The sequence below is a fragment of the Mesorhizobium sp. M0808 genome (assembly GCF_040320025.1).
Lineage (GTDB): Bacteria > Pseudomonadota > Alphaproteobacteria > Rhizobiales > Rhizobiaceae > Mesorhizobium.
Genome location: NZ_JAMYOX010000034.1, coordinates 37,858 through 61,523, shown reverse-complemented (window position 1 = coordinate 61,523; position 23,666 = coordinate 37,858). Strand labels below are relative to the sequence as shown.

Genomic DNA, 23,666 nt, shown 5'->3' with positions numbered 1-23,666 from the left:
GCGAATTATCTTCTCGACACGGGCAGGCTTGCCATGTGCAAGTCGCCGACAGCGATCTCGATACGGCCAAGGGTTTGATTGGCTCGGCCTCCAAAGAGGGCGACTGACCCCTGGCCGTAACTGTCTCTGATTACGGATTCCCTTGCCGTCGCCTCATCCACCTGCAGCCGAAATGATTTCGTCCAGGTCTGGTTCGCCAGACAGGTGGATCCGGATCGCCGTTCCCGCCCGCGCCGGCCGGCGCAAGGCTTTGGCCCCGTCCGGACCAACCACCTGCAATCGCTTCTCTTCCCAAACCTGTAGCCGCGATCGCGGGACACCGAGTTCGCTGGCCAGCAACCGGTCGAGCCGCAGCGCTGTCGGCATTTCGAGCCAGAGCTGAAGTTCGAGAGCGCCGGTATTTTCCGGCCTGTCCCCGAGCACCTGCTTATGAACGATGGCTTCAGGAAACTCCTCGACGCGCCCGATCCTGCTTCGCAATGCGGCAACATCGAAAGCATGGCGCCGCGCCAGGACCGGATCATTGCTTTCGAGCGCCTGCAATATTATTGCCGGTTCGATATCGCGGCGGCTGCAGCGCTCCAGAATGCCGAAATTCCAGGAATTGTCGCAGTCGATGCAGCGGTAGATCAACCAGGCGTCAATGCGCTTGCCGTTGGCATTGACCCGGAATTTGCCGCTGCAGCGATAGGCTTTCAGGCCGCCGCAGCGATTGCAGTTGAGGTGAGGTCGAGGTGCGGTCTTGGGTGTGATCGCCCAGCGGATACGCAGTATCGAAGGCATGCCGAAAAGCCCTTCCCGTCGGGAAGTTCGTCAGATCGGCGATATCGAGAACCCTTGCGGGCACGGCGTGGCGAGAGACTGCGGCAGTTGGAAATCAGGTGTCGCGGGTGGTTATGCGCGACAGCGGTTCAGCAGTGCCAAACCGGCCTCGAACCGCCACCCGAGGAACACATGATGTGAAAACAGGCATCGCGACTGCGACGCCCTGCTCTGTGTTGGGGGAGTTGACGAGACCGGCGGTTACGTAGGCAAAGTGAAGCTCGGAAAGGATTTCGGAACGACATCTCTAGCCGTGAGGTGCCTGGCCGACAAGCCTTCTTTCGGTAGACGCTACCGTCGCCGGAACAGTTGGGTTATGTTGAACGACCCAAACATTTCAAACGAGACCGCGTCATGCATTTCACGTCGCTGCTGATTTTTGCCGGCGCCCTGCTTGTTGCAGCCGGCTCGCCCGGCCCATCGATCGCCGCTCTTGTGGCGCGGGTCATCTCGAAAGGGTTTCGCGACGTGTTTCCGTTCCTGCTTGCCATGTGGATCGGCGAAGCGATCTGGCTGTCCCTGGCGGTGTTTGGCCTCGCCGTGGTGGCGCAGACGTTCCATTTTGCCTTTGTCGTCGTGAAATGGGTTGGCGTTGCTTATCTCGCCTGGCTGGCCTGGAAGATGTGGACGGCGCCGGTCGAGGCAAAAGAAGGTTCGCTGCCGCGCGAAGATTCGCCCGTCAAGCTGTTCTTTGCCGGCATGGCGGTGACGCTCGGCAACCCCAAGATCATGATGTTCTACCTGGCGCTGCTGCCGACCATCATCGACCTCGGTTCGGTCAGCATGATCGGCTGGGTCGAGCTGACCGCGACCATGGCCGTTGTCCTGGTCGCTATCGATTTGACCTGGGTGCTCGCCGCATCACAGGCGCGCAAGCTGCTCAAAAGCAAGCGGGCGATGAAGATCGCCAACCGCGTCAGCGCCGGAACCATGGCCGGCGCTGCGGCGGCTATCGCGGCGCGGTCCTGAGCCGGCGCGTCAACCCATTTCGATTATCGGCGCAATCTCGACGCTGAAACCCGGGTCCGTCAGGATAGGACAATCCTTGGCTTTGCCGACGGCATCGTCGATGTCTTTCGCTTCGATGATGGTGTAACCGGCGGTCGGATTGCTACCGCCATTGTTCTCGACCTTGCCGCCGGGCAGCAGGGTCTTCGACATGCCGACTGGATTGCCACCGTCGACCACGGCTGAGCCAAGCTTGCCGTACCAGCCGTTCCAGGCATCCATCGCTGCCTTCCGTTCGGCCTCCTCGGTCGGCATCTTGCCCGAGCCGTGATAGACGTAGAGAAATTTCGCCATGTTCTCCTCCTTTGATCGGCGGCATCGAACCGGCATGCGGTCATGCCGCATGCCGATCATCGGACCAAACCGGCAAACAAGCAACGAGAATGCGAAGTAGCTAATATAATGTGCGGTTGGCTCGCAACGGCGGTGCCCTATCGCGCCATCGCATGGTATTCATCGTTCGGCCGCATGTCGATTGCCGATGCCAGCCGGTTCGACATGTTGAAGAACGCCGCGGTCGAGGCGACGTCCCAGATGTCGCGGTCGGAAAAGCCGACTTGCCGCAGCGCCGCCCGGTCCGCTTCGACGATCTTTGCCGGCTGCCCGGTCAGCTTCACCGCGAATTCGAGCATGGCGCGTTGCCTGTCCGAAAGCTCGGCGGCGCGAAAATTCATCACCATCATCTCGCCGAAGGCCGGGTCGCCGGAAAGCTGGCGCACCGCCGCGCCATGCGCGACCAGGCAATAGTAGCAATGGTTGACCGACGAGACGGCCACCGCGATCATCTCGCGCTCGAGTTTCGACAGGCCGGATTCACCCAGCATCAAATCGTTGTACATGTCGGTGAAAGCGCGCAGCTTCTTCTCGTCGAAGGCATAGGCGAGCAGCACATTGGGAACGAGGCCGAGCTTCTCCCGGCACTTGGCGAAATAGGCCTTGGTCGCGTCGCTCAGCTCCGCCGGTGCCAGGTCAAGCGCGGTAATTTTCTCCGTCATAGCGAATTTCTCCTCGTTTTCGCCAGGCTGCCGGTGAATTCCGACATTTCGTCGCAAGCCGTCAAACCTTTGTCGCCAAATACCCGTCATCTGTTAGCATAGCCGCAAAAACATGTGACGGGAGGGACTCATGGCCAGCGTAAAGTCAGCGAGCCGGTTGAAAAAAGCCGGCGTGACGAGGGGTGAAGCCGCGGGTGGCGAAAAGCCCGGCAGGCTTGCCGACTACTTGCTGGCCCGAGCTCCGGCCGAAGATGTCGCCGCCTACGACGTCATCGATCTCGAACGCGCTGCCGAACTCGCCGGCCGCGCAGTGGCCAGGCACAAGAAGGACGACTGCGTCGTTGCCATAGACGTCGATTCCGGTGTCGTCCGCCAGGACCGGCCGATGACGGTGATCACCGTCGTCAACGACAACATGCCGTTCCTGTTCGATTCCGTCCTCGGCGAGATTACAGAAAGCGCCGGCGAGCCGCTGCTGGTTACCCATCCGGTCATAGTCGTCAGGCACGGCAAGAACGGCGTCGAGGAAATCCTCGGCGATGGCGGTTATGCCAAGGGCGACCACAGCCATGACCGACTGAGCGTCATCCATGTCCATATCGGCCGCCTTTCGGCCGGGCAGGCCGAAGGCCTGGCCGCACGCCTGACGAAGCTGCTCGGCCAGGTGCGAGCCGCCGTCACCGACTGGAAGCCGATGCTTGCCCGCCTCGACCAGGCGATCTCGGAATTCCGCTACTCGCCAGTGCCGCTCGACAAGGCCCATGTCACCGAGGCGATCGCCTTCCTCGAATGGCTGCGCGACGACAATTTCACCTTTCTCGGCATGCGCGAATTCAACTACACTGGCGGCGAGACGAGCGGCATGCTCGAGCGCGCCGAAAAGCCCGGCCTCGGCATCCTTTCCGATCCCGACGTGCTGGTGCTCAGGCGCGGCACCGAAGCGGTGAGCACGACGCCGGAAATCCGTGCCTTCCTGCATGGGCCGGAACCGCTGATCGTCACCAAGGCCAACGCCAAGTCATCGGTGCACCGCCGCATCTACCTCGACTACATTGGCGTCAAGACCTACACCGGCAAAGGCGTGCTTTCAGGCGAGCTCCGTATCGTCGGCCTGTTCACCTCGACTGCCTATACGCGCTCGGTGATGAAAATCCCCTACCTGCGCTCGAAGGCGGAAACCGTCATTGCCAAATCCGGCTTCAATCCAGGCGACCATTCCGGCAAAGCTTTGATCAACGTGCTGGAGAGCTATCCGCGCGACGAGCTGTTCCAGGTTCCGGTGCCGATCCTGCGCAAGCATGCCGAAGCCATACTGGGCTTGATCGAGCGACCGCGCGTCAGGGCATTGGTGCGTGTCGACCAGTTCGACCGCTTCGTCTCCGTGCTCGTCTTCGTGCCGCGCGACCGCTACGACAGCGTCGTGCGCGAGAAGATCGGCACCTATCTGAAGACCGTCTTCGAAGGCCGGCTGTCGGCCTATTATCCGGCCTTCCCGGAAGGCGGGCTGGCGCGCGTCCATTTCATCATCGGCCGCTCCGGCGGCAAGACACCGAAGGTCGAGCAGGCGACGATCGAGGCGGCGATCCGCGACATCGTACGGACCTGGGACGATGCACTGCGCGAGACCGCGACAGAGACCGGCGCCGATGCGAGACTCACGGCCATCGCCTCGCGTTTTTCGGAAAGTTATCGCGACAGTTTTCCGCCGGCCGTGGCGCTGGCCGACGCCGGGCGCATCGCCAAGCTCGATGCGTCAAATCCGATCGCCATCGACTATTACCGTCACACCGTCCAGAAGCCGCATCAGGCGGCGCTGAAGATCTATCACCATGGCAGCCCGGTGGCGCTGTCGCGGCGCGTGCCCGTGCTGGAAAACATCGGTTTCCGCGTCATCAGCGAGCGCACTTTCGAGGTCGGCGACATTCAATCCGGCATGATCAATAGTGATCAGCCCGGCATGGTCTTCATCCACGACATGGAACTCGAGAACAGCTACGGCAGGCCGATCGACCTCGGCAATGGCGGCGCGCTGTTCGAGGATGCGTTCCTTTCCGTCTGGCGCGGCGATGTCGACAATGACGGCTATAACGGCCTTGCCCAGACCGCCGGCCTGTGGTCGGGCGAGATCACCGTCCTGCGCGCCTATGGCCGCTATCTGCAGCAGGCCGGCATCCCGCAGAGCCAGGATTTCATCGCCGCCGCACTCAACCGTTATCCCGAGATCGCCCGCGGCCTGCATGCGCTGTTTGTCGCCCGCCTCAGCCCGACGGCCGAGACGGAAGGCGTCGTTCAGGCCAAACATCTGAAAGCCAAGATCACGGATGCGCTGGAAGACGTCCCCAACATTGACGACGACACCATCATCCGCCGTTATCTGAACCTGATCGAAGCCTCGCTGCGCACCAATCATTTCGTTGCCGATACGAAACAGAAAGGCCAATCGCTGGCGATCAAGCTCGATTCGCAATCGGTCGACGGGCTGCCGGCGCCGCGGCCATGGCGGGAGATCTTCGTCTACGGCTCCGAGGTCGAGGGTGTGCATCTGCGCTTCGGCCCGGTCGCGCGCGGCGGCCTGCGCTGGTCGGACCGTGCGCAGGACTATCGCACCGAGGTGCTCGGCCTGGTCAAGGCACAGCAGGTCAAGAATGCGGTGATCGTGCCGGTTGGCGCCAAGGGCGGCTTCTACCCGAAAAAGCTGCCGATGAGCGCCGGGCGCGACGCAATTTTCGAGGCCGGCACGGCCGCCTACAAGAATTACGTTTCCAGCCTGTTGTCGATCACCGACAATATCGGGCTGGACGGCGTCATCCCGCCAGCCGGCGTCGTGCGCCGCGATCAGGATGATCCGTATTTCGTCGTCGCCGCGGACAAGGGCACGGCGACCTTCTCGGACATCGCCAACGCCATCAGCGAAAGGCACGGCTTCTGGCTCGACGACGCTTTCGCCAGCGGCGGTTCGGCCGGCTACGACCACAAGAAGATGGGCATCACCGCCAAGGGCGCCTGGGAAGCGGTCAAGCGGCATTTCCGCGAGATGAACCGCGACATCCAAACCACGCCGTTCACCGCCATCGGCGTTGGCGACATGTCAGGTGACGTGTTCGGCAACGGCATGCTGCTGTCGGAGCAGACCCGGCTGATCGCCGCCTTCGATCATCGCGACATCTTCATCGATCCCGATCCCGACATGGCGGCTTCGATGGCCGAGCGCCGGCGTATGTTCGCTCTCGCCCGCTCAAGCTGGCAGGATTACGACAAGACGAAGCTGTCCGAAGGCGGCATCATCGTCTCGCGCAGCCAGAAGTCGATCACCTTGCCGGCCGCCGCGGCTGCAGCTATCGGCCTCGGCAAGACAACGGCCACGCCGGTCGAGATCATGAGTGCCATCCTCAAGGCGCCGGCAGATCTTTTGTGGTTCGGCGGCATCGGCACCTATGTCAGGGCATCGGGCGAGACCAACCAGGACGTCGGCGACCGTGCCAATGACGCGATCCGCATCACCGCGCTCGACCTGCGTGCCAAGGTCATCGGTGAAGGCGCCAATCTCGGCGTCACGCAGCGGGCGCGCATCGAATTCGGATTGAATGGCGGCCGCTGCAACTCAGATGCGATCGACAATTCGGGCGGCGTGAACTGCTCAGACGTCGAGGTCAACATCAAGATCGCGCTGGCTTCCGCCATGCGAAAGGGATCGCTGACGCGGCCGTCGCGCAACAAATTGCTGGCCGAGATGACCGACGAGGTCAGCGCCCTGGTGCTGTCCAACAATTACCAGCAGACGCTGGCGCTGTCCCTTGCTCGCAAGCGCGGCCTTGCCGACATTGCCCATCAGAGCCGCTTCATGGAGGCGCTCGAGGCGCGCGGGCTGCTCGACCGTGCCGTTGAGACGCTGCCGTCGCCGGCGGCTGTTGCCGAGCGCGAAGCGCGCGGCGAGCCGCTCACCCGGGCCGAGCTCGGCGTGCTGCTTGCCTATGCCAAGATCGTGCTGTTTTCCGATATCGTCGCCAGCGACGTGCCGGACGATCCGCATTTCGACCGCGACCTGATGGGTTACTTTCCCGACGGCATGGCAAAGAAATATGCGGCGGAAATCCACGGCCATCGCCTGCGCCGCGAGATCATCGCCCGTGTCGTCGCCAATGATCTGGTCAATCGCGGCGGCCCGTCCTTCGTCAACAGGCTGCAGGAAGCGACCGGGCGCAGTGCCGCCGATGTCGTGCGCACCTTCGCCGTGGTGCGGGATGGCTTTGCACTGCCGGCGCTCTATCGCCAGATCGACGCGCTCGACAACCAGATCGACGGACAGATCCAGCTCGACCTCTATCAGGCGGTCAGCCGGCTGATCTATGTGACCAGCGGCTGGTACCTGAAGAACGATGCCGACACTGCACTGCTCGGGCAGCGGATTGCCGAGTTGCAGGATGCGCGCAAGGCGCTGGAGCCGAAGCTCGTTTCGCTGCTGCCGGCCTTCTCGCGCGAGCGGATCGAGGAGCGGCGGCACAGCCTGTCGAAGGGCGGCGCGCCCGAGAGCCTTGCCGAGCAACTGGCGTTGACCGATGTGGCGGAACTCATCCCCGACATAGCGCTGACGGCGCGGACGGCAAATGCCGGCATCGTCGCTGCCGCCAAGGCGTTTTTTGCAGTCAGCGATGTCTTCCGCATCCCGCGCGTCGAAGATGCGGCGCGCTCGATCACGCCCTCGGATTATTACGATCAACTGGCGCTTTCCCGCGCCACCGACACGATCGGCGCGGCCAGGCGCGGCATCGCGGTGGCGGCGCTGACCGGCCATGCCGAGGCGGCGGATCCGGTGACGGCATGGTTGGAGGCCGGCGGCGAACGGGTCGGACGCATCCGCGAGCGGTTGCAGGCTCTGACCGAGGGCGGCGACATCACCGTGTCGCGGCTGTCGGTGGCATCCGGCCTGATGAGTGATCTGACGCAGCTGTGAGACGTCTTCCATATCGCGCGGGATTGCCGGCAAGAACCGCGCTATAGAGCAAACGGCGCGCTGCTTTGGGGGGCGCCGGACCATGATCCCAAAAAGTGACGATCGGCTTTTGGACAAGATCGTGCTCAACAAGAAGACGGAGCATCATTCCGATTCGATCGGCATGGAGCAAGCTCCAGCGGAGGGACATGGCTGAGATGGCAGTGCAGCGGGCATCGGGACGCGGCATCTGGGGATGGATGCTGTTCGACTGGGCGGCACAGCCGTTTTTCACGGTCGTTACCACCTTCATCTTCGGTCCTTATTTCGTCTCGCGTATGGCCAGCAATCCGGAGACCGGGCAAGCGGCCTGGGGCTACGGCATTGCCGCCGCCGGCCTCGTCATTGCCGTTTTGTCGCCGGTCCTCGGCTCGATCGCCGATCAGACCGGACCACGCAAACCGTGGATAGCCTTCTTCGCCGCGGTCAAGATCACCTGCCTCACCCTGCTGTGGTTTGCCGCGCCCGGCTCTGATCTTTTTCTGGTCGTGGCGTTGTTCTCGCTGGCGTCGGTCGCGGCGGAATTCTCGACCGTGTTCAATGATTCGATGATGCCCCGCCTGGTGCCGAAGAGCGACATCGGCAGGATCTCGAACATGGCCTGGGGACTCGGCTATCTCGGCGGCATGATCGCACTGATCTTCGTCGTTACCGTCATGGCCGGCTCGCCTGAAACCGGCAAGACCGTCGTTGGGCTCGACCCGATCTTCGGCCTCGACCCCAGGCTCGGCGAGGACGCGCGCGCTACCGGGCCGTTGTCGGCGGGCTGGTATTTCCTGTTCATCCTGCCGATGTTCTTCTTCACGCCTGATGCGATCAAAGGCATTCCAATCGGGCCGGCGGTGCGCGAAGGCCTGTCGGAACTGAAGTCGACGCTGGCCGAAGTGCGCAAGCGCAGCGGCATTTTTCGCTTTCTCGTCGCCCGTATGATCTATCAGGACGGCGTCAATGCACTGCTGGCGCTGGGCGGAACGTTTGCGGCGGCAATGTTCCATTGGTCGATTACCGAGATCGGCCTGTTCGGCATCATCCTCAACGTCGTTGCCATCGTCGGCTGCCTGGTTGCCGCACGCCTCGACACAGCGCTGGGTTCCAAGACCATAGTGATGATTTCGCTGGTCATGCTGAGCATTGCCACGATCGGCATCGTTTCGACCGGACCGGGCTATACGCTGTTCGGCGCCTGGGTGATGCCCGGACTGGATGGTGGCGGATTGTTCGGCACGGCGGCGGAAAAAGCCTACATTTTCTACGGCCTGCTGATCGGGCTTGCTTTCGGCCCGGTGCAGGCATCGTCGCGCTCCTACATGGCGCGCAGCGTCTCCGCTGCCGAATCGGGCCGCTATTTCGGCATCTATGCGCTGGCCGGCCGGGCAACCAGTTTTGCCGCACCCTTCATGGTGGCCACGATCACCCTGGCCAGCGGCTCGGCGCGGCTCGGCATGGCGGCGATCGTGCTGTTCCTTGGCGCCGGCATGGCGATCCTGATCGGCACGCCCTATCCGGCAGATCGGCCGGCGGAGTGAGCTGCTCTTGCCTTCTCCCACAGCGGGAGGGTAACGCGTTCAATGCCGGAAATGCCTCACTCCGGTGAAGACCATGGCAATGCCGTGAGCGTCGGCGGCGGCGATGACATCGTCGTCGCGCATCGAGCCGCCGGGCTGGATGACGGCGGTGGCGCCGGCTTCGATTGCCGACAAAAGCCCGTCCGCGAACGGGAAAAAGGCATCCGAGGCGACGACCGAGCCCCTGGTCAAAGGCTCCGTCAGGCCGGCAGCCTCGGCCGCGTCGAGCGCCTTGCGCGCCGCGATGCGCGAGGAATCGACCCGGCTCATCTGGCCGGCGCCGATGCCGACTGTAGCGCCATCCCTGGCATAGACGATGGCGTTCGACTTGACGTGCTTTGCCACGCGAAAAGCGAATTTCAGATCGGCCAATTCGGCCGGCGTCGGAGCGCGCCTGGTCACCACTTTCAGCTCGAGGTCATCCACCACCGCGTTGTCGCGGCCCTGGACCAGCAAACCGCCGGCAACCGATTTCAAGCCAAGGCCCGCCGCGCGCGGGTCGGGCAGGCCGCCGGTGACCAGCAGGCGTAGGTTCTTCTTGGCGGCAATGATGCGGACTGCTTCTTCGGACGCCTCCGGTGCGATGATCACTTCGGTAAAGGTCTTGACGATCTCTTCGGCGGTTCCGGCATCGAGGATGCGGTTCATGGCGACGATGCCGCCGAAGGCCGAGACCGGGTCGCAGGCCAGCGCCTTGGCATAGGCCGCCTGCAGCGAAGCGTCCTCAGCGACGCCGCACGGGTTGGCGTGCTTGATGATGGCAATTGCTGCGGAGCGCGACGGGTCGAACTCGCCGACCAGCTCGAAGGCAGCGTCGGTGTCGTTGATGTTGTTGTAGGAAAGCTGCTTGCCCTGAAGCTGGCGCGCCGTGGCGACGCCCGGCCGCCTGTCGCCGTTGACATAGAAGCCGGCGCCCTGATGCGGGTTTTCGCCATAGCGCATCACCGACTGCAGCTTGCCGCCGAAGGCGCGCCATGTCGGATGCTCGATCTCAAGCGCCTCGGCGAACCATCCCGAGATCGCCGCATCGTAGGTGGCGGTGCGGGCAAAGGCCTTGGCTGCCAGCTTCTTGCGGAAATCCAGCGACAACGACCCGAAATTCATCTCCAGCGCGTTGAGCACCGAGGCATAGTCATCGGGATCGGTGACGATGCCGACATAGGCGTGGTTCTTGGCCGAGGCACGGATCATCGCCGGGCCGCCGATGTCGATGTTCTCGACGATCGCCGCGTAGTCGGCGCCGGAGCGACGCACCTCTTCGAACGGATAGAGATTGGAGACGACGAGATCGATCGGCTCGATGCCGTGGTCGCGCATCGCTGCGGCGTGCTCGGGATCGTCGCGCACGCCAAGCAGTGCGCCATGCACCGACGGGTGCAGCGTCTTGACGCGGCCGTCCATGATCTCGGGAAAGCCGGTGAGCTCGGACACGTCGCGCACCGCCATGCCCGCCTCGGCAAGGGCCCTTGCGGTGCCGCCGGTCGAGACTAGCTCGACGCCGGCCGAAGCCAGCGGCCTGGCGAAATCGATCAGGCCGGTCTTATCAAAGACGGAAAGGAGCGCGCGACGGATGGGTACAAGGTCGGGCGCGGGAATGTTCTTGGCGGCGACGGCCATGGGCTGGCGGCCTTTCCAGTTCTGGTTGGAGAGCGTCCGCGGGCCGTAGCATATGAGGCCCGGAAATCAAGCCGCAAGACTTGATCAGTGTCTGCCGTTGCCACCGGCTTCAGCTTTTTCCGGACGGCCGGCGATGATGGTGCGCGTCAATTGCCAGTGGACCTCGGCAATTTCCGAGGCCTTGAACGCAAGCACGATCTGGCGGCTGCGGCGCGGGCCGCCAAGCCCTGCGAAATAGATCGATTCCTCGACCTCTGGCACCACTTCGGTAGAGGTAAACACCCAGGTGTCGGCATGGTCGGCGGCCAGCACCAGACGGTCATGCTCATCCTGGAGCAGGCTTATATCGGGATGGACATGGAAACGCACCGTGACGAAGTCACGTCCATTGTTGCGGATAGAAGCGCCGCCCGGGCGCAGGAAACGGTCCCTGCCGGCAAACACATTGCCTTCGGTCGATAATTTCAGCTCGCGCTCATGCAGGAAGCCGAAGCGCGCCACATAGCCGTCATGGCGGGCGATGAAGCCCTGGCTGCCCTTCTGGTCGGTGCGCTTGCAAGGTACATGCTGCGGTCCGCCGATCAAAGGCGTGCCGAGCAGGTCGTTGACGCGCAAGGAGTGATTGAAGCGCGCCGACGACGTGTCGTTGATGGTGGCGGTCGAGTGGGCGGCGGTGGCGCGGGCAAGCGGCCGGAACTCGGCGGCGCCATAAGTATCTATTCCGGCGTTGACGATATAGTGCTGGCGGCCCGACGACAATTCGAAGGCGAGGCATCCGGCGTGAGCGGCATTGGATACGTCGACGGGGGGCGGCGGGCCGGTATCGGCGATCACAGTGACACCGCCCATCGACAGGCGCTCATAACCCGAATGCGGCGCGTGCAGCAACGGTGCGCCGGCGGTGTCGTCGTGATGCAGGATGCTGGCGATACGGTCGTGAATGGTGGCGCCCATGCCGTTGAAGCGGGCAAGGCTGCCGTCCTGATGGCGAAAGAAGCGCAGTGCCGGCAGCATCCGGTCGATGGCGCCGATCAGGGCGGCCGGCGGCGTCTCGGCCTGATTGGCGTATGTCTGGCGCAACGGCAGAAGGTCGGCGAGGATTTCAAGCACGGTCATCGGATTACGCGAGATATGGCCGCCGTCAGGCAGGATCTGGCGGTCGAGCTCCTCGGCGAGATTGCGGGTAGCACCGCGTAGCGCCGAGGCCGGCGCCGGCAGCGACAAAGCGGCAAAGGCCAGCGCAATGCGGGCGCGCAGCCTGTCCTTGCCGTCCGGCATCTCGCGCACCATGGCGCGCAGATAGCGGATCTGGACGGCGAGCGATTTCAAGAACGCGCGGTAGAACGGAAATTCGGCGCCCTGCAACACGATCGAGGAATGCTGCAGCCAGGCAATGACACGCTTGGCCGTCGTGCCGGGCTCCCAGGCGACGCCGGAAATATGGCTGCCATGGATTGCAATCCAGTCGGAAACCAACGCCCGCGCGTTGGCGGCGGCGAGCTCGGTACCGGCGGCACGCATATGGCGCAGCCAGCGAAAGCCATGCAGCGTTTTTTGCCAGCCGGGATTGGGCACGTCGATCTGGAAGGGCGATTTGCCGCCGGTCTCGACCAGATGCCCCGAAAGCGGATAGCGGCCGTAATAGATCTCGAGCGCGATCTGAGGATCGGCGAGCCGCAGGTCCGGTGGGGCGATCAGGACGCGCTCCGGCGTGCGGCCTGAGTAGCGCCAGCGATAGAGTGGCCCGGCGCGCAAGCGCCGGCGCGTCTTGCGCCAGAACTCCCTCGCGACAAGCGTCCACAGACGCGTCGTGTTACCGGCAGCGATTGCCAAAACCCCTCCTGATCGTCCTCACCCAAGCACAAGTTTATATGATTCAAGAACTTGTGCGAAGGCGAATTCCGCGGCGGTGGGGCCGTTCAGCCTGTTTTCCATGCCTCCTCGCCCCATGAAGCCGGACGGCACTTCAAGATCGTCCCTTAGCCGGCTCTGCGCATGCGGGCGGCGAAGAAGCCGTCCAGCCCGGAGCGGCCCGGCGAGCCTAGCTCCAGATCGGCAGGCGTGGTGCGCAACGTGCCTTGCGGCGTCAGAAACGGGTCGATGCCGGCGATCTCACCCGGCCGAAGCGGGTCGTCGACAATCTCCGCATTGCCGGCGAGAAAGTCGCGATAGAGCTCTTCGCCTTCCAGCGGATCGAGCGAACAGTTGGAAAAGACGATGCGTCCACCAGGCTTGACCAGGGTGACGGCGCGGGCAAGCAGCCGGCGTTGCAGGTCGGCCAGTTTTTCGACGTCGGCCGCCGTCTTCGTCCAGGGAACGTCGGGATGCCGCCGCACCGTCCCGGTCGAAGAGCATGGTGGGTCGAGGAGGACGGCGTCGAAGAGGTCCTTCGGCTCGTATTTGAGCAGATCGGCCTGGACGATCTCGGCGGCCAGACCGAGCCGTTCGAGGTTCTGCGTCAGCCGTGCCAGCCGCGTTTTGGACATGTCGAGCGCGGTGACGTGGGCGCCGGCGAGGATCAGCTGGGCGGTCTTGCCGCCCGGCGCGGCACAGAGGTCGGCGATTCGCAAACCATTGATGTCGCCGAACAGCCGGGCCGGCAGGCTGGCCGCTGCATCCTGAACCCACCAGGCGCCTTCCCCAAAGCCGGGCAGTTCGGTCACGGAAGCGCTGAGCTTTTCCACCCGCACCGTGCCGGTCGGCAAGACAAAGCCGCCGAGCCGTTCGGCCCACAGCGCCGGGTCCGACTTGACCGAGAAATCGACCGGTGCCTCATGGCGATGGGCGAGCAGTATCTGCCTGGCCTTGTCGAGGCCGTAGACCGTTTTCAAACGGTCGGAAAACCATTTTGGCGCCTCGTCGGTAGCGGCACGTGCTGCGGCGAGCTCGTCCTGCTTGGCCCGCGCCAGCGTGCGCAGCACGCCGTTGACGAGGCCGGAAAAGCGCGCCGTGCGCGGATCGGACTTGGCGTGTGTCACGGCGAGGTCGACGGCGGCGCTGTCGGGAACATCGAGGAACAGGATCTGCGCTGCCGCCACATGCAAAATGTGCGAAAGCGCCGTGGCGTTGGGCGGCAGCGGCTTTTCCAGGCGACGGGCCAAAAGGCCTGATATGGTCATGCGGTAGCGCAGGGCGGTGACCAGAATGGCGCGCACCAAGGCGCGGTCGCGCAGGTCGAGCGCCTTGTACTGCGGATGGCCGTTCTCTTGGTCGGTCAGCCCGTCGAGCGGCGTCCTCGCGTCTATAACCGCGGCAAGCAGGCGCGCGGCTGCCTTGCGCGCGGCGAGGCCGGCTACGGCCTCGCCGCTCGAATTGTGTTCACGATCGCCTGAAATTCCGTGCCGGCGCTTCGCTGAACTCACGACCACGGACCTTTGGGGCCGGTCGGATTGCGTCCCCAGGGATTGGGTCTCGGCTTGGCCGGCTCAGCCGGCCTCTCGGGCCGCGCGGCCCTGTCCCACGGACCAGACGGCTGCTGCCCGGTCCCTTCCGGCGCCGGCCTTGGCGTCGCGGCCGCTTCGGGTGCGCCGGCCATTTCGCTCGCCATCCTCTGCAACGCGGCGATGCGGTTTTCTGTGCTCGGGTGAGTGGAAAACAAACTGTCCATGCGCTCGCCGGAAAGAGGATTGATGATGAAGAGATGGGCGGTTGCCGGATTGCGCTCGGCATCCGGGTTGCGGATGCGTTCGGCGCCCCGCGCGATCTTGTCAAGTGCCGAGGCGAGCCACAGCGGGTGTCCACAGATTTCGGCACCGCGCCGGTCGGCCTCATATTCGCGGGTGCGGCTCACCGCCATCTGCACGATCATGGCGGCCAGGGGCGCGACTATCATCGCCACCAGCACGCCGACGATGCCAAAGGAATTGTTATTGTCGCGGTTGCCGCCGAAAAAGAAGGCGAAATTGCCGAGCATCGAAATTGCGCCGGCAAAGGTGGCGACGATCGTCATGGTCAGCGTATCGCGGTGCTGCACATGGGCGAGCTCGTGTGCCATCACCGCCGCGACTTCTTCATGCGATAGCCGCTCGAGCAGGCCGGTGCTGGCGGCGACAGCGGCATTTTGCGGATTGCGGCCGGTGGCGAAGGCATTGGGCTGCGGATTGTCGATGAGATAGGTTCTCGGCATCGGCAGGCCGGCACGTTGCGCGAGACCCTTCACGATGGCGTAATATTCAGGCGCGTTGCGTTCGTCGACTTCGATCGCACGGTGCATCGACAGCACCATCTTGTCGGCGTTCCAATAGCTGAACAAATTGGTGCCGGCGGCGATCAGCAACGCGATCATCATGCCGCCGGATCCGCCGATGAGATAGCCGACACCCATGAACAGGGCCGTCATTGCGGCCAAAAGCATGGCGGTGCGAAGGGTGTTCATCGTCTGCTCCGTTCTGGCCCAACAAAGGGGTCGATCCTTGTGGGCCCATCGCTATATGATGGGAAACAGCGGTTCCCGTTTCAATCGGGGCCTGTTTCAATCTAGCGGAAGATCGCATGATCGACAAAACCAGCCAAACGCATGCTAACGGCTCGCCGCAAAAGCCGCTGACCCCGGCAGCCAGGCGCGCCTTGGTCGAGGCCGAGGCCCGGCGGGAGAAATATCGCGAGCAGGAAGCCACGCTGCCGAGGGAGATGGGCGGGCGCGGCGGCAAGGAGCCTGGCCGCTATGGCGACTGGGAGGTCAAGGGCCTGACCAGCGACTTTTAGCCCAGGCAGGGTGCTAGTCAAACAGGCAGCGCGGCCCGCTCCACTCCGATGGCAATCCAGCCGCTGGAATCGACGGCGATGCCGATCGCGTCATAGCCGGCGATGGTGGCATGCGGCGTCTCCAACGGATGCCGGTGCGTGGCGCTGATCACCACGACCGCAGCGCCCGCGGCTTCGGCCGCCGCTATGCCGGCCGGCGCGTCCTCGAAGACGAGGCAGTCGCCCACATCGACGCCGAGCCGTTCGGCCGCCAGCCGGAAGCAGTCGGGCGCCGGCTTGCCGCGCGATACATCCTCCGCCGCAACAATCACGGCGGGAGCCGGAATACCCGCGGCCTGCAGGCGCAGCAGGGCGAGCTCGCGCGGTGCCGAAGTGGCGATCGCCCAGCTTCCAGGCGGCAGCGACGCCAGGAAGGCCGCGGCGCCGGCAATCGGGCGAATGCCCTCGACATCGGCCGCCTCGGCCTGCAAAAGCGAATCGGCTTCGCGGGCAGGATCGACGCCTGGGAGCGCCAGCCGGCCGATGGTCTCGATCGCCCGCACGCCGTGGATGGTCGGCAGGAATGCGGCGACGTCAAGACCTTGCCGATGCGCCCACGCTGCCCAGACCCTTTCCGCTGCGGCGATCGAATTGAGAATCGTGCCGTCCATATCGAACAGGAAGGCCGCGAATTTTCTGCCTGCAAACATCGGTTTCCCGGGGTCATCTTGGAGGGATTATTTCGAAAGACGCGTGTCAATCGACCGTAACGTTGCCGCGTCCGTATGGGAAGCCGCGAGGCGTCGTTTTTGACGACCACAAGGAACCGCCACGCACTGTCCCGCGTTGATCGGCACTATCTTCCATGACGATCGCAGGGGAGGGCGATGCTGATTCGGCTCGGCTATGAAATTGCCATTGAATGCGTTGCAGCAACGCCGGTCGTTTCATTGCTCGATATCCACGGGGATCGCCAGGCCGACATCAAGCGGCAGACGCGCGTGCTGACCTCGCCGTCGGTCCCGACCAGGGTCTACCACGACCTTTTCGGCAATAGCTGCCGCCGCTTCACGGCGCCGGCCGGAAGCTTTCGCATCCTTTATGACGCGGTGGTCGAGGACAGCGGCGAGACGGACGAAGTCAACACGCTGGCGAGAGAAGTCCCGGTTGCCGAATTGCCGGACGAGGTGCTCGGCTATCTGCTCGGCAGCCGTTACTGCGAGACCGACCATCTCGGCGACCTGGCCTGGCAACTTTTCGGCCAGCTTCCACCGGGCTGGGCGCGGGTGCAGGCCATCGTCGACTATGTCCACAACCGCCTGTCCTTCGGCTACGGCTATGCGCGCTCGACCCGCACGGCGGCGCAGGCGCATGAGGAACGCGTCGGCGTCTGCCGCGACTTTGCCCATCTGGCGATCACGCTCTGCCGCTGCATGAACATCCCGGCCCGCTACGTGAACGGCTATCTCGGCGATATCGGCGTGCCCGCCGATCCGGCGCCGATGGATTTCTCGGCGTGGGTGGAAGTGTTCCTCGACGGCAGGTGGTACACTTTCGATCCTCGCCACAATGTGCCGAGGATCGGCCGCGTCGTCATCGCCCGCGGCCGCGACGCCACCGACGTGCCGCTGCTGCACAGTTTTGGCCCGCATCGGCTCACCCTGTTCAAGGTCTGGACGCACGAGCAGGAAGGTAATCTGTTCAAGCCGCCTTGTCGTGGCGTCGACAAGACGGTCAGCGCACGGATGCTGGCCTAGTCTTTCGGGACACATTCACAGTCCGTGTTTCCATTTCCCGCCACCGCGATCGTGCTGAACCGGTTCGATACATCTCGTCTGTACCGGATTGGGACGCAGTCCAGTCGTCCTGAATTGCGAGCCTGTTCGTGGTAAGCGCTTTGTCGACAAAGCCGTGCCGGCGCAGCTTTCGTTTACCCTCTGTTTACCCTGCCGCCGCTCGAAACCGTTTGGAAACAATGACCTGATCGCGGGCCGGTCGCTTTCCCGGGCCTGGCGGCGCGATCCGGCCGGATTCCTGCAATGCGCGTTCGGACAGCTGCAGGCTGTAGCGAATGGAGGCGGAAGGAATGCGGCGTTTCGGGGGTCTTGTTCAGACGATCGGCGGCTTTGCCGGGGATCGCAGCGGAAATTTCGCGGTCCTGTTTGGGATAATCGGCTCAGTGCTGGCACTGAGTGTCGGCTTTGCGGTCAACGTGTCCCAACTCTACAATGTAAAATCGAGCCTGCAAGGCGTGGTCGATGCAGCGGTCACCTCGACGGCCCGCGACCTGACAACCGGCGTCATCAGCGAGGCCGACGCCAGCAAATCGGTGCAGGCCTTTCTCGATGCCAACAGCACGGCGGGTATCCTCCAGGACAACCAGATCGTCCTCGACAATCTGGTTGTCGACAGGACAGCCAAGACTGTCCAGGCGGACGTCCATGTCAACGTCAACTACTATTTCCCGCTTTTCAGCACGGGTGGCATGCAACGCGTCCCCGCATCGACGACGGCGCTCTATTCGGACAAGCAGATCGAAGTCGCGATGATGCTGGACGTGACCGGGTCGATGGCCGGCCAGAAAATCATCGATCTGCGGGCGGCCGCGGCGAATGCTGTCGACAGCTTCCTGGGCGGCCAGGACCCCTCCAAGCCACGTGTGCGGGTTGCCATCGTGCCTTATGCCAATTCGGTGAATGCCGGTACACTTGCCGCCAGCAGCGTCTATGTGGAAACCACCGCCAGTCAACGCAAACAGGCGCCGGCCAATGACGCCGTGCAGTATGTCTCGGGCTTTATCCGTCCCGATAATTGCGCCACCGAGCGCAAGGGGACCTATCAGTATTCGGATGCGGGCCCCGACGTCAGCATGGTCAATCGCGACTACCTGCTGTCATCCTTCGCCTGGCAGACCGGCACCGCCGCCTGCCCGATCGCCGCGCTGATGCCGCTGACAGCGGATGCGACGGCGCTCAAGACGGTCATCAAGAATTTCGTCGCCTCCGGCGGCACCGCCGGCCATATCGGCGTGCAGTGGACCTGGTACATGCTTTCGGAAAACTGGGGCAGTGTGATGAAAGCCTCGGAACGGCCGGCCAAGATGGATCCAAAGAAGGTTGCCAAGATCGCGATCCTGATGACCGATGGCGAATTCAACCTGTCCTACTTCGATGCGAGCACGGTCAGCGACGTCTACAATGACGCCGGCAAGGAGCCGACCCGCACGGCCGCCAAGAAACTTTGCGCTGCCATGCGCGACAAGGGCATCGAGGTCTTCACCATTGGGTTTGACCTAAACGAAACGAATGCCAAGGCGACGCTCCAGGATTGCGCGAGCCCGGACACCGCCAAGATCAAGCACTTTTATCAGGCGGCCAATGGAACGGAACTCAACCAGGCTTTCCAGGATATAGCGCGCAACGTCGAGATGTTAACCGTAACCAAATAGGGGACAACAGCCCAAAAAGGAAAGGCCGCCGCTTCTCGCGAAGCCGGCGGCCTTCCGTGTTTCCGTCCATGGCGCGGCTCCTGGCGGCGACCCTGGTCGCCAGCCGCGCATCTCGCGCCTTAGCGGGAAGACTGCTTCCCGAAAGTGCGATCCGCTGAGGCCACGTTCTGGAAAACGAAATCACTCGACATCGGATCACCTCCTTTCGATTTGTTGAACACTCCCTCATGATGGGGTGTCATCCGGCAAATGGCAAGGCGCGGCACCCGAAAATCCTGAACAAGCCTGCTTGTGCACTCGGGCGGCTTGCGGCCGGCCGATCGGGCAGGCAAGATCGAGCCGCTATTGTTCCGGGCCACTATTTTGCCGGGTAAGGGAGGACGGGATGGAGGCAGCCGAGAGAGCGGCCCGGATTGTTCGGACGGTCATCGAGACGCTGAAGCCGGGTTTTGCGGTGAGGCTGTGGACAGGCGAGCGGATCGGCCCGGCTGCCGGCCCGGTGCTCACCATCAACGACCAGGACATCGTCTGGCAGATCGTACGTCGGCCCTCTTTATCGACGCTGATCGAGATGTGGATTGCCAAGGCGGTCGACGTCGAAGACGGATCGCTGTTCGATTTCTACGCCTTGCCCACGCACGGCAAGCTCAGGACGAAGCTCAAGACATTGCCGAAGCTGGCGATCCTGCGCGACCTGCCGGCGGTGCTGTTTTCGCGAAAACAGATGACGACGCGAACCGATCTTTCCGGCCGCAATCCTTTCGTCAGCGGTTCGAGCAAGGAGGCGATCGAGCATCATTACGACATTTCCAACGCATTCTACCGGCTCTTCCTCGACGAGCGCATGGTCTATAGCTGCGGCTACTTCAAGGATTTCGCCAACGATATCGATCAGGCCCAGAGAGACAAGCTCGACCATATCTGCCGCAAGCTTCGGCTGAAGCCCGGCGATAGATTGCTCGACATCGGCTGCGGCTGGGGAGCGATGCTCATCCATGCGGTGAAGAATTATGGCGTCGTCGGCCACGGCGTTTCGCTATCGGAAGCACAGACCGAGCTCGCCCGTGAACGCATCCGCGCCGAGGGGCTGGAGGACCGCATCACCATCGAGATAAAGTCCTATGCCGAGCTGTCCGGCTCCTTCGACAAGATCTCGTCGATCGGCATGTTCGAGCATCTGGGGCTTGCCAACCATGCGGCCTATTTCTCGAGGATCCATCGCCTGCTCAAGCCGGGCGGCATCTATCTGCACCACGCCATCACCCGGCGCGACAAGGGCAGCTTGAAGAAGACGCTGCGCAAGGGGCCGGAATTCAAGGCGCTGATCAAATACATTTTTCCGGGCGGCGAACTCGACACGATCGGCATGACGCTCGGCAATCTCGAGGCCCACGGCTTCCTCGTCTACGACGTCGAAAATTTGCGCGAGCACTATGCGCGCACCTGCAGGCTATGGGCCGAGCGCCTCCACGCACGCTTCGACGAAGCTATCGCCGAGGTCGGCGAAGCCAAGGCGCGGCTCTGGCTGCTTTATCTCACCGGCTGCTCGATTACCTTCGAACGCGCCTCGGCGCAGGTTTTCCAGACCGTCGCCACAAGGCGCGCGCGTGGGCCGAGCGGCCTGCCGCCGACGCGGGCGGATTTGTACCGATAGCTACAGGAGGCGCATCGTGGCGCCGATCTCGACGCGGGCCGGTCGATCGACGGTGCAGTAGACGCCGAGGTTATGGGCGTTGTGGCGGACCAGGCTGCGCAGGATTGCCGGGTCGTGGTCGAACCCGTCCTGGCCAATGATGGTGAAGCCGCAGCGGCGGCACGGCTCGGAGATGGTCAGGAGCAGGTCGCCGATCGCCAGCTTGCGCCCGATCCATTCCGTCTCGGGGAACGACCCCTCGACCTCCGGCACATCGACGACGATGTTGGGGCGGAAGCGGCGCGCGTCGGCGGTGCCCTTTGGATGCAGCACTTTCAAACGCGCCAGTGAGGCGGTGGTCAGCAGATGAATAGGGGCTTTGACGTAGCGTTCCGTCAGCAGAGGGCCGGCGTAATCCGGAGCCGCATTTTCCCGACGGAACGGCCGGATGGAAGCCGCAAAGCCGAGATAGGCGCAAATGGCGCGATCACTTTGCGCGCCAGGTGCCGAAAGCCAGCGTCCGTCGGGGATGGCGACCTCCAGCCTGCCGGCCTGCGACAGCCGGGTGCGGATGCGGGGCACCTTGTGCCATTTCGCTTCGCGGTCGGGCCGTGCGATTTCATCGGTCGAGGTATCGACAAGACCAAACAGGCGGTCGCCTTCGACGGTATGCCGGTCGACGGAGATCGCCTGCTGAAACTCGCCGGCGAGCGAGCTCGCGGGATAGCGCCAAAGCTCGGTGACGGCGCCCAATGCGGGTTGCATCAGCCCTTCTTGTTTTGCCGGTTGGCGATAAGGTCGTCGACGACCGCCGGATCGGCCAGCGTCGAGGTATCGCCGAGCGCGGCAAAATCATCCTCGGCGATCTTGCGCAGGATGCGTCGCATGATCTTGCCGGAACGGGTCTTCGGCAGGCCGGGCGCGAACTGGATCTTGTCGGGCGAAGCGATGGCGCCGATCTCCTTGCGGACATGGGCGACGAGTTCCTGGCGCAATTCCTCGCTTGGCGTTTCGCCGGCCATCAGCGTGACATAGCAGTAGATGCCCTGGCCCTTGATATCGTGCGGGTAGCCGACGACGGCGGCCTCCGAGACCTTCTCATGCGAAACCAGCGCCGATTCGACCTCGGCGGTGCCCATGCGGTGGCCGGAGACGTTGATGACGTCGTCGACGCGGCCGGTGATCCAGTAGTAGCCGTCAGCATCGCGGCGGCAGCCGTCGCCGGTGAAGTATCTGCCCTTGTAGGTCGAGAAATAGGTCTGCACGAAGCGGTCGTGATCGCCATAGACGGTGCGCGTCTGGCCCGGCCATGAGTCGGCAATACAAAGATTGCCGCTGGCTTCGCCTTCGAGCACCTTGCCGTCGGTATCGACCAGCTGCGGCTTGACGCCAAAGAAGGGCCGCGTCGCTGAACCCGCCTTGAGGTGGGTGGCGCCCGGAACCGGCGTGATCATGATGCCGCCGGTCTCGGTCTGCCACCAGGTATCGACGATCGGCACCTTGCCGTTGCCTACGACGTTGAAATACCACTCCCAGGCTTCCGGATTGATCGGCTCACCGACGGTGCCGAGCACGCGCAGCGACTTGCGCGACGTTTTGGTGACATGGGCATCGCCGGCGCCCATCAGCGCGCGCAACGCCGTCGGCGCCGTGTAGAAGATGTTGACCTTGTGCTTGTCGATCACGTCCCAGAAACGCGACTGCGACGGGTAGTTCGGCACGCCTTCGAACATCAGCGTGGTGGCGCCGTTGGCGAGCGGCCCGTAGACGATGTAGCTGTGGCCGGTGACCCAGCCGACATCGGCGGTGCACCAGTAGATATCGCCGTCATGATAGTCGAAGACATATTGGTGGGTCATCGAGACATAGACGAGATAGCCGGCGGTGGTGTGCAGCACACCTTTCGGCTTGCCGGTCGAGCCGGATGTGTAGAGGATGAACAACGGGTCCTCGGCGTTCATCTTCTCGGGCTTGCATTCGGCCTTAACCGTCGCGACCTCGTCATGGTACCAGACGTCGCGCCCGGCGGCCCAGCCGGTCTTGCCGCCAGTGCGGCGCACTACCAAGACCTTTTCGACTTTCGTTGCGGCCTTGGCGGCGATCTCGATCGCCTTGTCCGTGTTCTCCTTTAGCGGGATCGGCTTGCCGCCGCGCAGGCCTTCGTCGGCGGTGATGACGAAGGTCGACTTGCAGTCATCGATGCGTCCGGCCAGCGCATCCGGCGAAAAGCCGCCGAAGACGACCGAATGAATGGCGCCGATGCGCGTGCAGGCGAGCATCGCATAAGCGGCCTCCGGGATCATCGGCATGTAGATGGTTACGCGGTCGCCCTTCTTGACGCCGTGCTTTTTCATCACATTGGCGAGGCGGCAGACATGCGCGTAAAGCTCGTTATAGGTGATCTTCCTGTCGTCGTAGGGATTGTCGCCTTCCCAGATGATGGCGGTCTGTTCGCCGCGCTTCTTCAGATGCCGGTCGATGCAGTTCCAGGAAACGTTGGTCTGGCCATCCTCGAACCATTTGATTGAGACCTGGCCGTCGAAGGACGTGTTCTTGACCTTGCTGTACGGCTTGAACCAGTCGATGCGCTTGCCGTGCTTGCCCCAGAACTTGTCCGGGTTCTTGACGCTGTCGGCGTACCATTTCAGGTAGGTGTCATTGTCAATCAGCGCGTTCTTCTTCCACGCCGGCTGGACGCGATGGACATGAACATCGGACATTTCTTCGCCTTCCTCCCCAAAACCAAACCGCCGGCTTGACCGCCGGCAGGATCGCAGCGATGCGGCCGCGAATTCGCGCGCATTATTAACAGTTCGGCCGCGACGGCAACATTAGACGTTGGATTCGCGCGGCGGGATGCCGCAGGCGCCTTACCAGGCGGTGTCAGCACTCTCGTGAGTCGGCT

The 23,666-nt window shown here is 63.4% G+C and carries 17 protein-coding genes; 7 read left to right on the top strand and 10 right to left on the bottom strand.

The window, feature by feature from the left end; all coding sequences use genetic code 11:
- Positions 1–153: 153 nt before the first annotated feature.
- Positions 154–783 (bottom strand): DUF1062 domain-containing protein, encoded by a 630-nt coding sequence (locus NKI25_RS27905; protein WP_352999956.1) that lies wholly within the window; start codon positions 781–783, stop codon positions 154–156.
- Positions 784–1,176: 393 nt separating this feature from the next.
- Here NKI25_RS27905 and NKI25_RS27900 point away from each other — a divergent pair, with 393 nt between their 5' ends.
- On the top strand, positions 1,177–1,791 hold the full coding sequence (locus NKI25_RS27900; protein WP_352623030.1) for a LysE family translocator: 615 nt from the start codon (positions 1,177–1,179) through the stop codon (positions 1,789–1,791).
- 9 nt (positions 1,792–1,800) lie between these two features.
- Here the strand turns inward: NKI25_RS27900 and NKI25_RS27895 are convergent, their stop codons facing one another.
- Entirely contained in the window at positions 1,801–2,124 is a 324-nt protein-coding gene (locus tag NKI25_RS27895; RefSeq protein WP_023678126.1) for a YciI family protein, read from the bottom strand.
- 137 nt (positions 2,125–2,261) lie between these two features.
- Entirely contained in the window at positions 2,262–2,825 is a 564-nt protein-coding gene (locus tag NKI25_RS27890; protein ID WP_352681815.1) for a peroxidase-related enzyme, read from the bottom strand.
- A gap of 130 nt (positions 2,826–2,955) precedes the next feature.
- On the opposite strand from NKI25_RS27890, the gene NKI25_RS27885 reads away from it, so the two are divergent.
- Together NKI25_RS27885 and NKI25_RS27880 are read left to right on the top strand one after the other, a co-directional pair.
- Entirely contained in the window at positions 2,956–7,776 is a 4,821-nt protein-coding gene (locus NKI25_RS27885; protein ID WP_352999954.1) for an NAD-glutamate dehydrogenase, read from the top strand.
- A 188-nt stretch (positions 7,777–7,964) separates the two neighbouring features.
- A complete protein-coding gene (locus NKI25_RS27880; RefSeq protein ID WP_023678123.1) occupies positions 7,965–9,341 on the top strand; it encodes an MFS transporter in 1,377 nt (458 codons plus the stop codon).
- A 39-nt stretch (positions 9,342–9,380) separates the two neighbouring features.
- Here NKI25_RS27880 and purH read toward each other — a convergent pair whose 3' ends face one another.
- From purH to htpX, 4 genes are all read right to left on the bottom strand, one after another.
- On the bottom strand, positions 9,381–10,997 hold the full coding sequence (purH, locus tag NKI25_RS27875; protein WP_352999951.1) for a bifunctional phosphoribosylaminoimidazolecarboxamide formyltransferase/IMP cyclohydrolase: 1,617 nt from the start codon (positions 10,995–10,997) through the stop codon (positions 9,381–9,383).
- Between the two features lie 84 nt (positions 10,998–11,081).
- Positions 11,082–12,830, bottom strand: a complete 1,749-nt coding sequence (locus NKI25_RS27870) for a heparinase II/III family protein (RefSeq protein WP_023678121.1) — start codon at positions 12,828–12,830, stop codon at positions 11,082–11,084.
- A 146-nt stretch (positions 12,831–12,976) separates the two neighbouring features.
- Positions 12,977–14,365 carry an RsmB/NOP family class I SAM-dependent RNA methyltransferase gene (locus tag NKI25_RS27865; RefSeq protein ID WP_023678120.1) on the bottom strand — a complete coding sequence of 463 codons (1,389 nt, stop codon included), beginning with the start codon at positions 14,363–14,365 and terminating at the stop codon, positions 12,977–12,979.
- On the bottom strand, positions 14,356–15,372 hold the full coding sequence (gene htpX / locus NKI25_RS27860) for a zinc metalloprotease HtpX (protein WP_023678119.1): 1,017 nt from the start codon (positions 15,370–15,372) through the stop codon (positions 14,356–14,358). The genes NKI25_RS27865 and htpX overlap by 10 nt, the downstream gene beginning before the upstream one ends.
- 116 nt (positions 15,373–15,488) lie before the next feature.
- Between htpX and NKI25_RS27855 the strand changes: the two genes are divergently transcribed.
- A complete protein-coding gene (locus NKI25_RS27855) occupies positions 15,489–15,701 on the top strand; it encodes a DUF1674 domain-containing protein (protein WP_023678118.1) in 213 nt (70 codons plus the stop codon).
- A 17-nt stretch (positions 15,702–15,718) separates the two neighbouring features.
- Here NKI25_RS27855 and NKI25_RS27850 read toward each other — a convergent pair whose 3' ends face one another.
- Positions 15,719–16,390 carry an HAD-IA family hydrolase gene (locus NKI25_RS27850; protein WP_023678117.1) on the bottom strand — a complete coding sequence of 224 codons (672 nt, stop codon included), beginning with the start codon at positions 16,388–16,390 and terminating at the stop codon, positions 15,719–15,721.
- 177 nt (positions 16,391–16,567) lie between these two features.
- On the opposite strand from NKI25_RS27850, the gene NKI25_RS27845 reads away from it, so the two are divergent.
- The 3 genes from NKI25_RS27845 to NKI25_RS27835 all read left to right on the top strand — a co-directional run bounded on the left by NKI25_RS27845 (position 16,568) and on the right by NKI25_RS27835 (position 20,782).
- Entirely contained in the window at positions 16,568–17,437 is an 870-nt protein-coding gene (locus NKI25_RS27845; protein ID WP_023678116.1) for a transglutaminase-like domain-containing protein, read from the top strand.
- A gap of 329 nt (positions 17,438–17,766) precedes the next feature.
- Positions 17,767–19,128 carry a pilus assembly protein gene (locus NKI25_RS27840; RefSeq protein ID WP_023678115.1) on the top strand — a complete coding sequence of 454 codons (1,362 nt, stop codon included), beginning with the start codon at positions 17,767–17,769 and terminating at the stop codon, positions 19,126–19,128.
- A 385-nt stretch (positions 19,129–19,513) separates the two neighbouring features.
- The gene (locus NKI25_RS27835) at positions 19,514–20,782 is read left to right on the top strand and encodes a class I SAM-dependent methyltransferase (RefSeq protein ID WP_023678114.1); all 1,269 of its coding nucleotides are present in this window, start codon (positions 19,514–19,516) and stop codon (positions 20,780–20,782) included.
- Here the strand turns inward: NKI25_RS27835 and NKI25_RS27830 are convergent, their stop codons facing one another.
- Together NKI25_RS27830 and acs are read right to left on the bottom strand one after the other, a co-directional pair.
- Complete coding sequence (locus NKI25_RS27830) at positions 20,783–21,526, bottom strand: MOSC domain-containing protein (protein WP_023678113.1); 744 nt, start codon at positions 21,524–21,526, stop codon at positions 20,783–20,785.
- Positions 21,526–23,481, bottom strand: a complete 1,956-nt coding sequence (gene acs, locus NKI25_RS27825; RefSeq protein WP_352999950.1) for an acetate--CoA ligase — start codon at positions 23,479–23,481, stop codon at positions 21,526–21,528. Before acs ends, NKI25_RS27830 begins: the two co-directional genes overlap by 1 nt.
- Positions 23,482–23,666 lie beyond the last annotated feature (185 nt).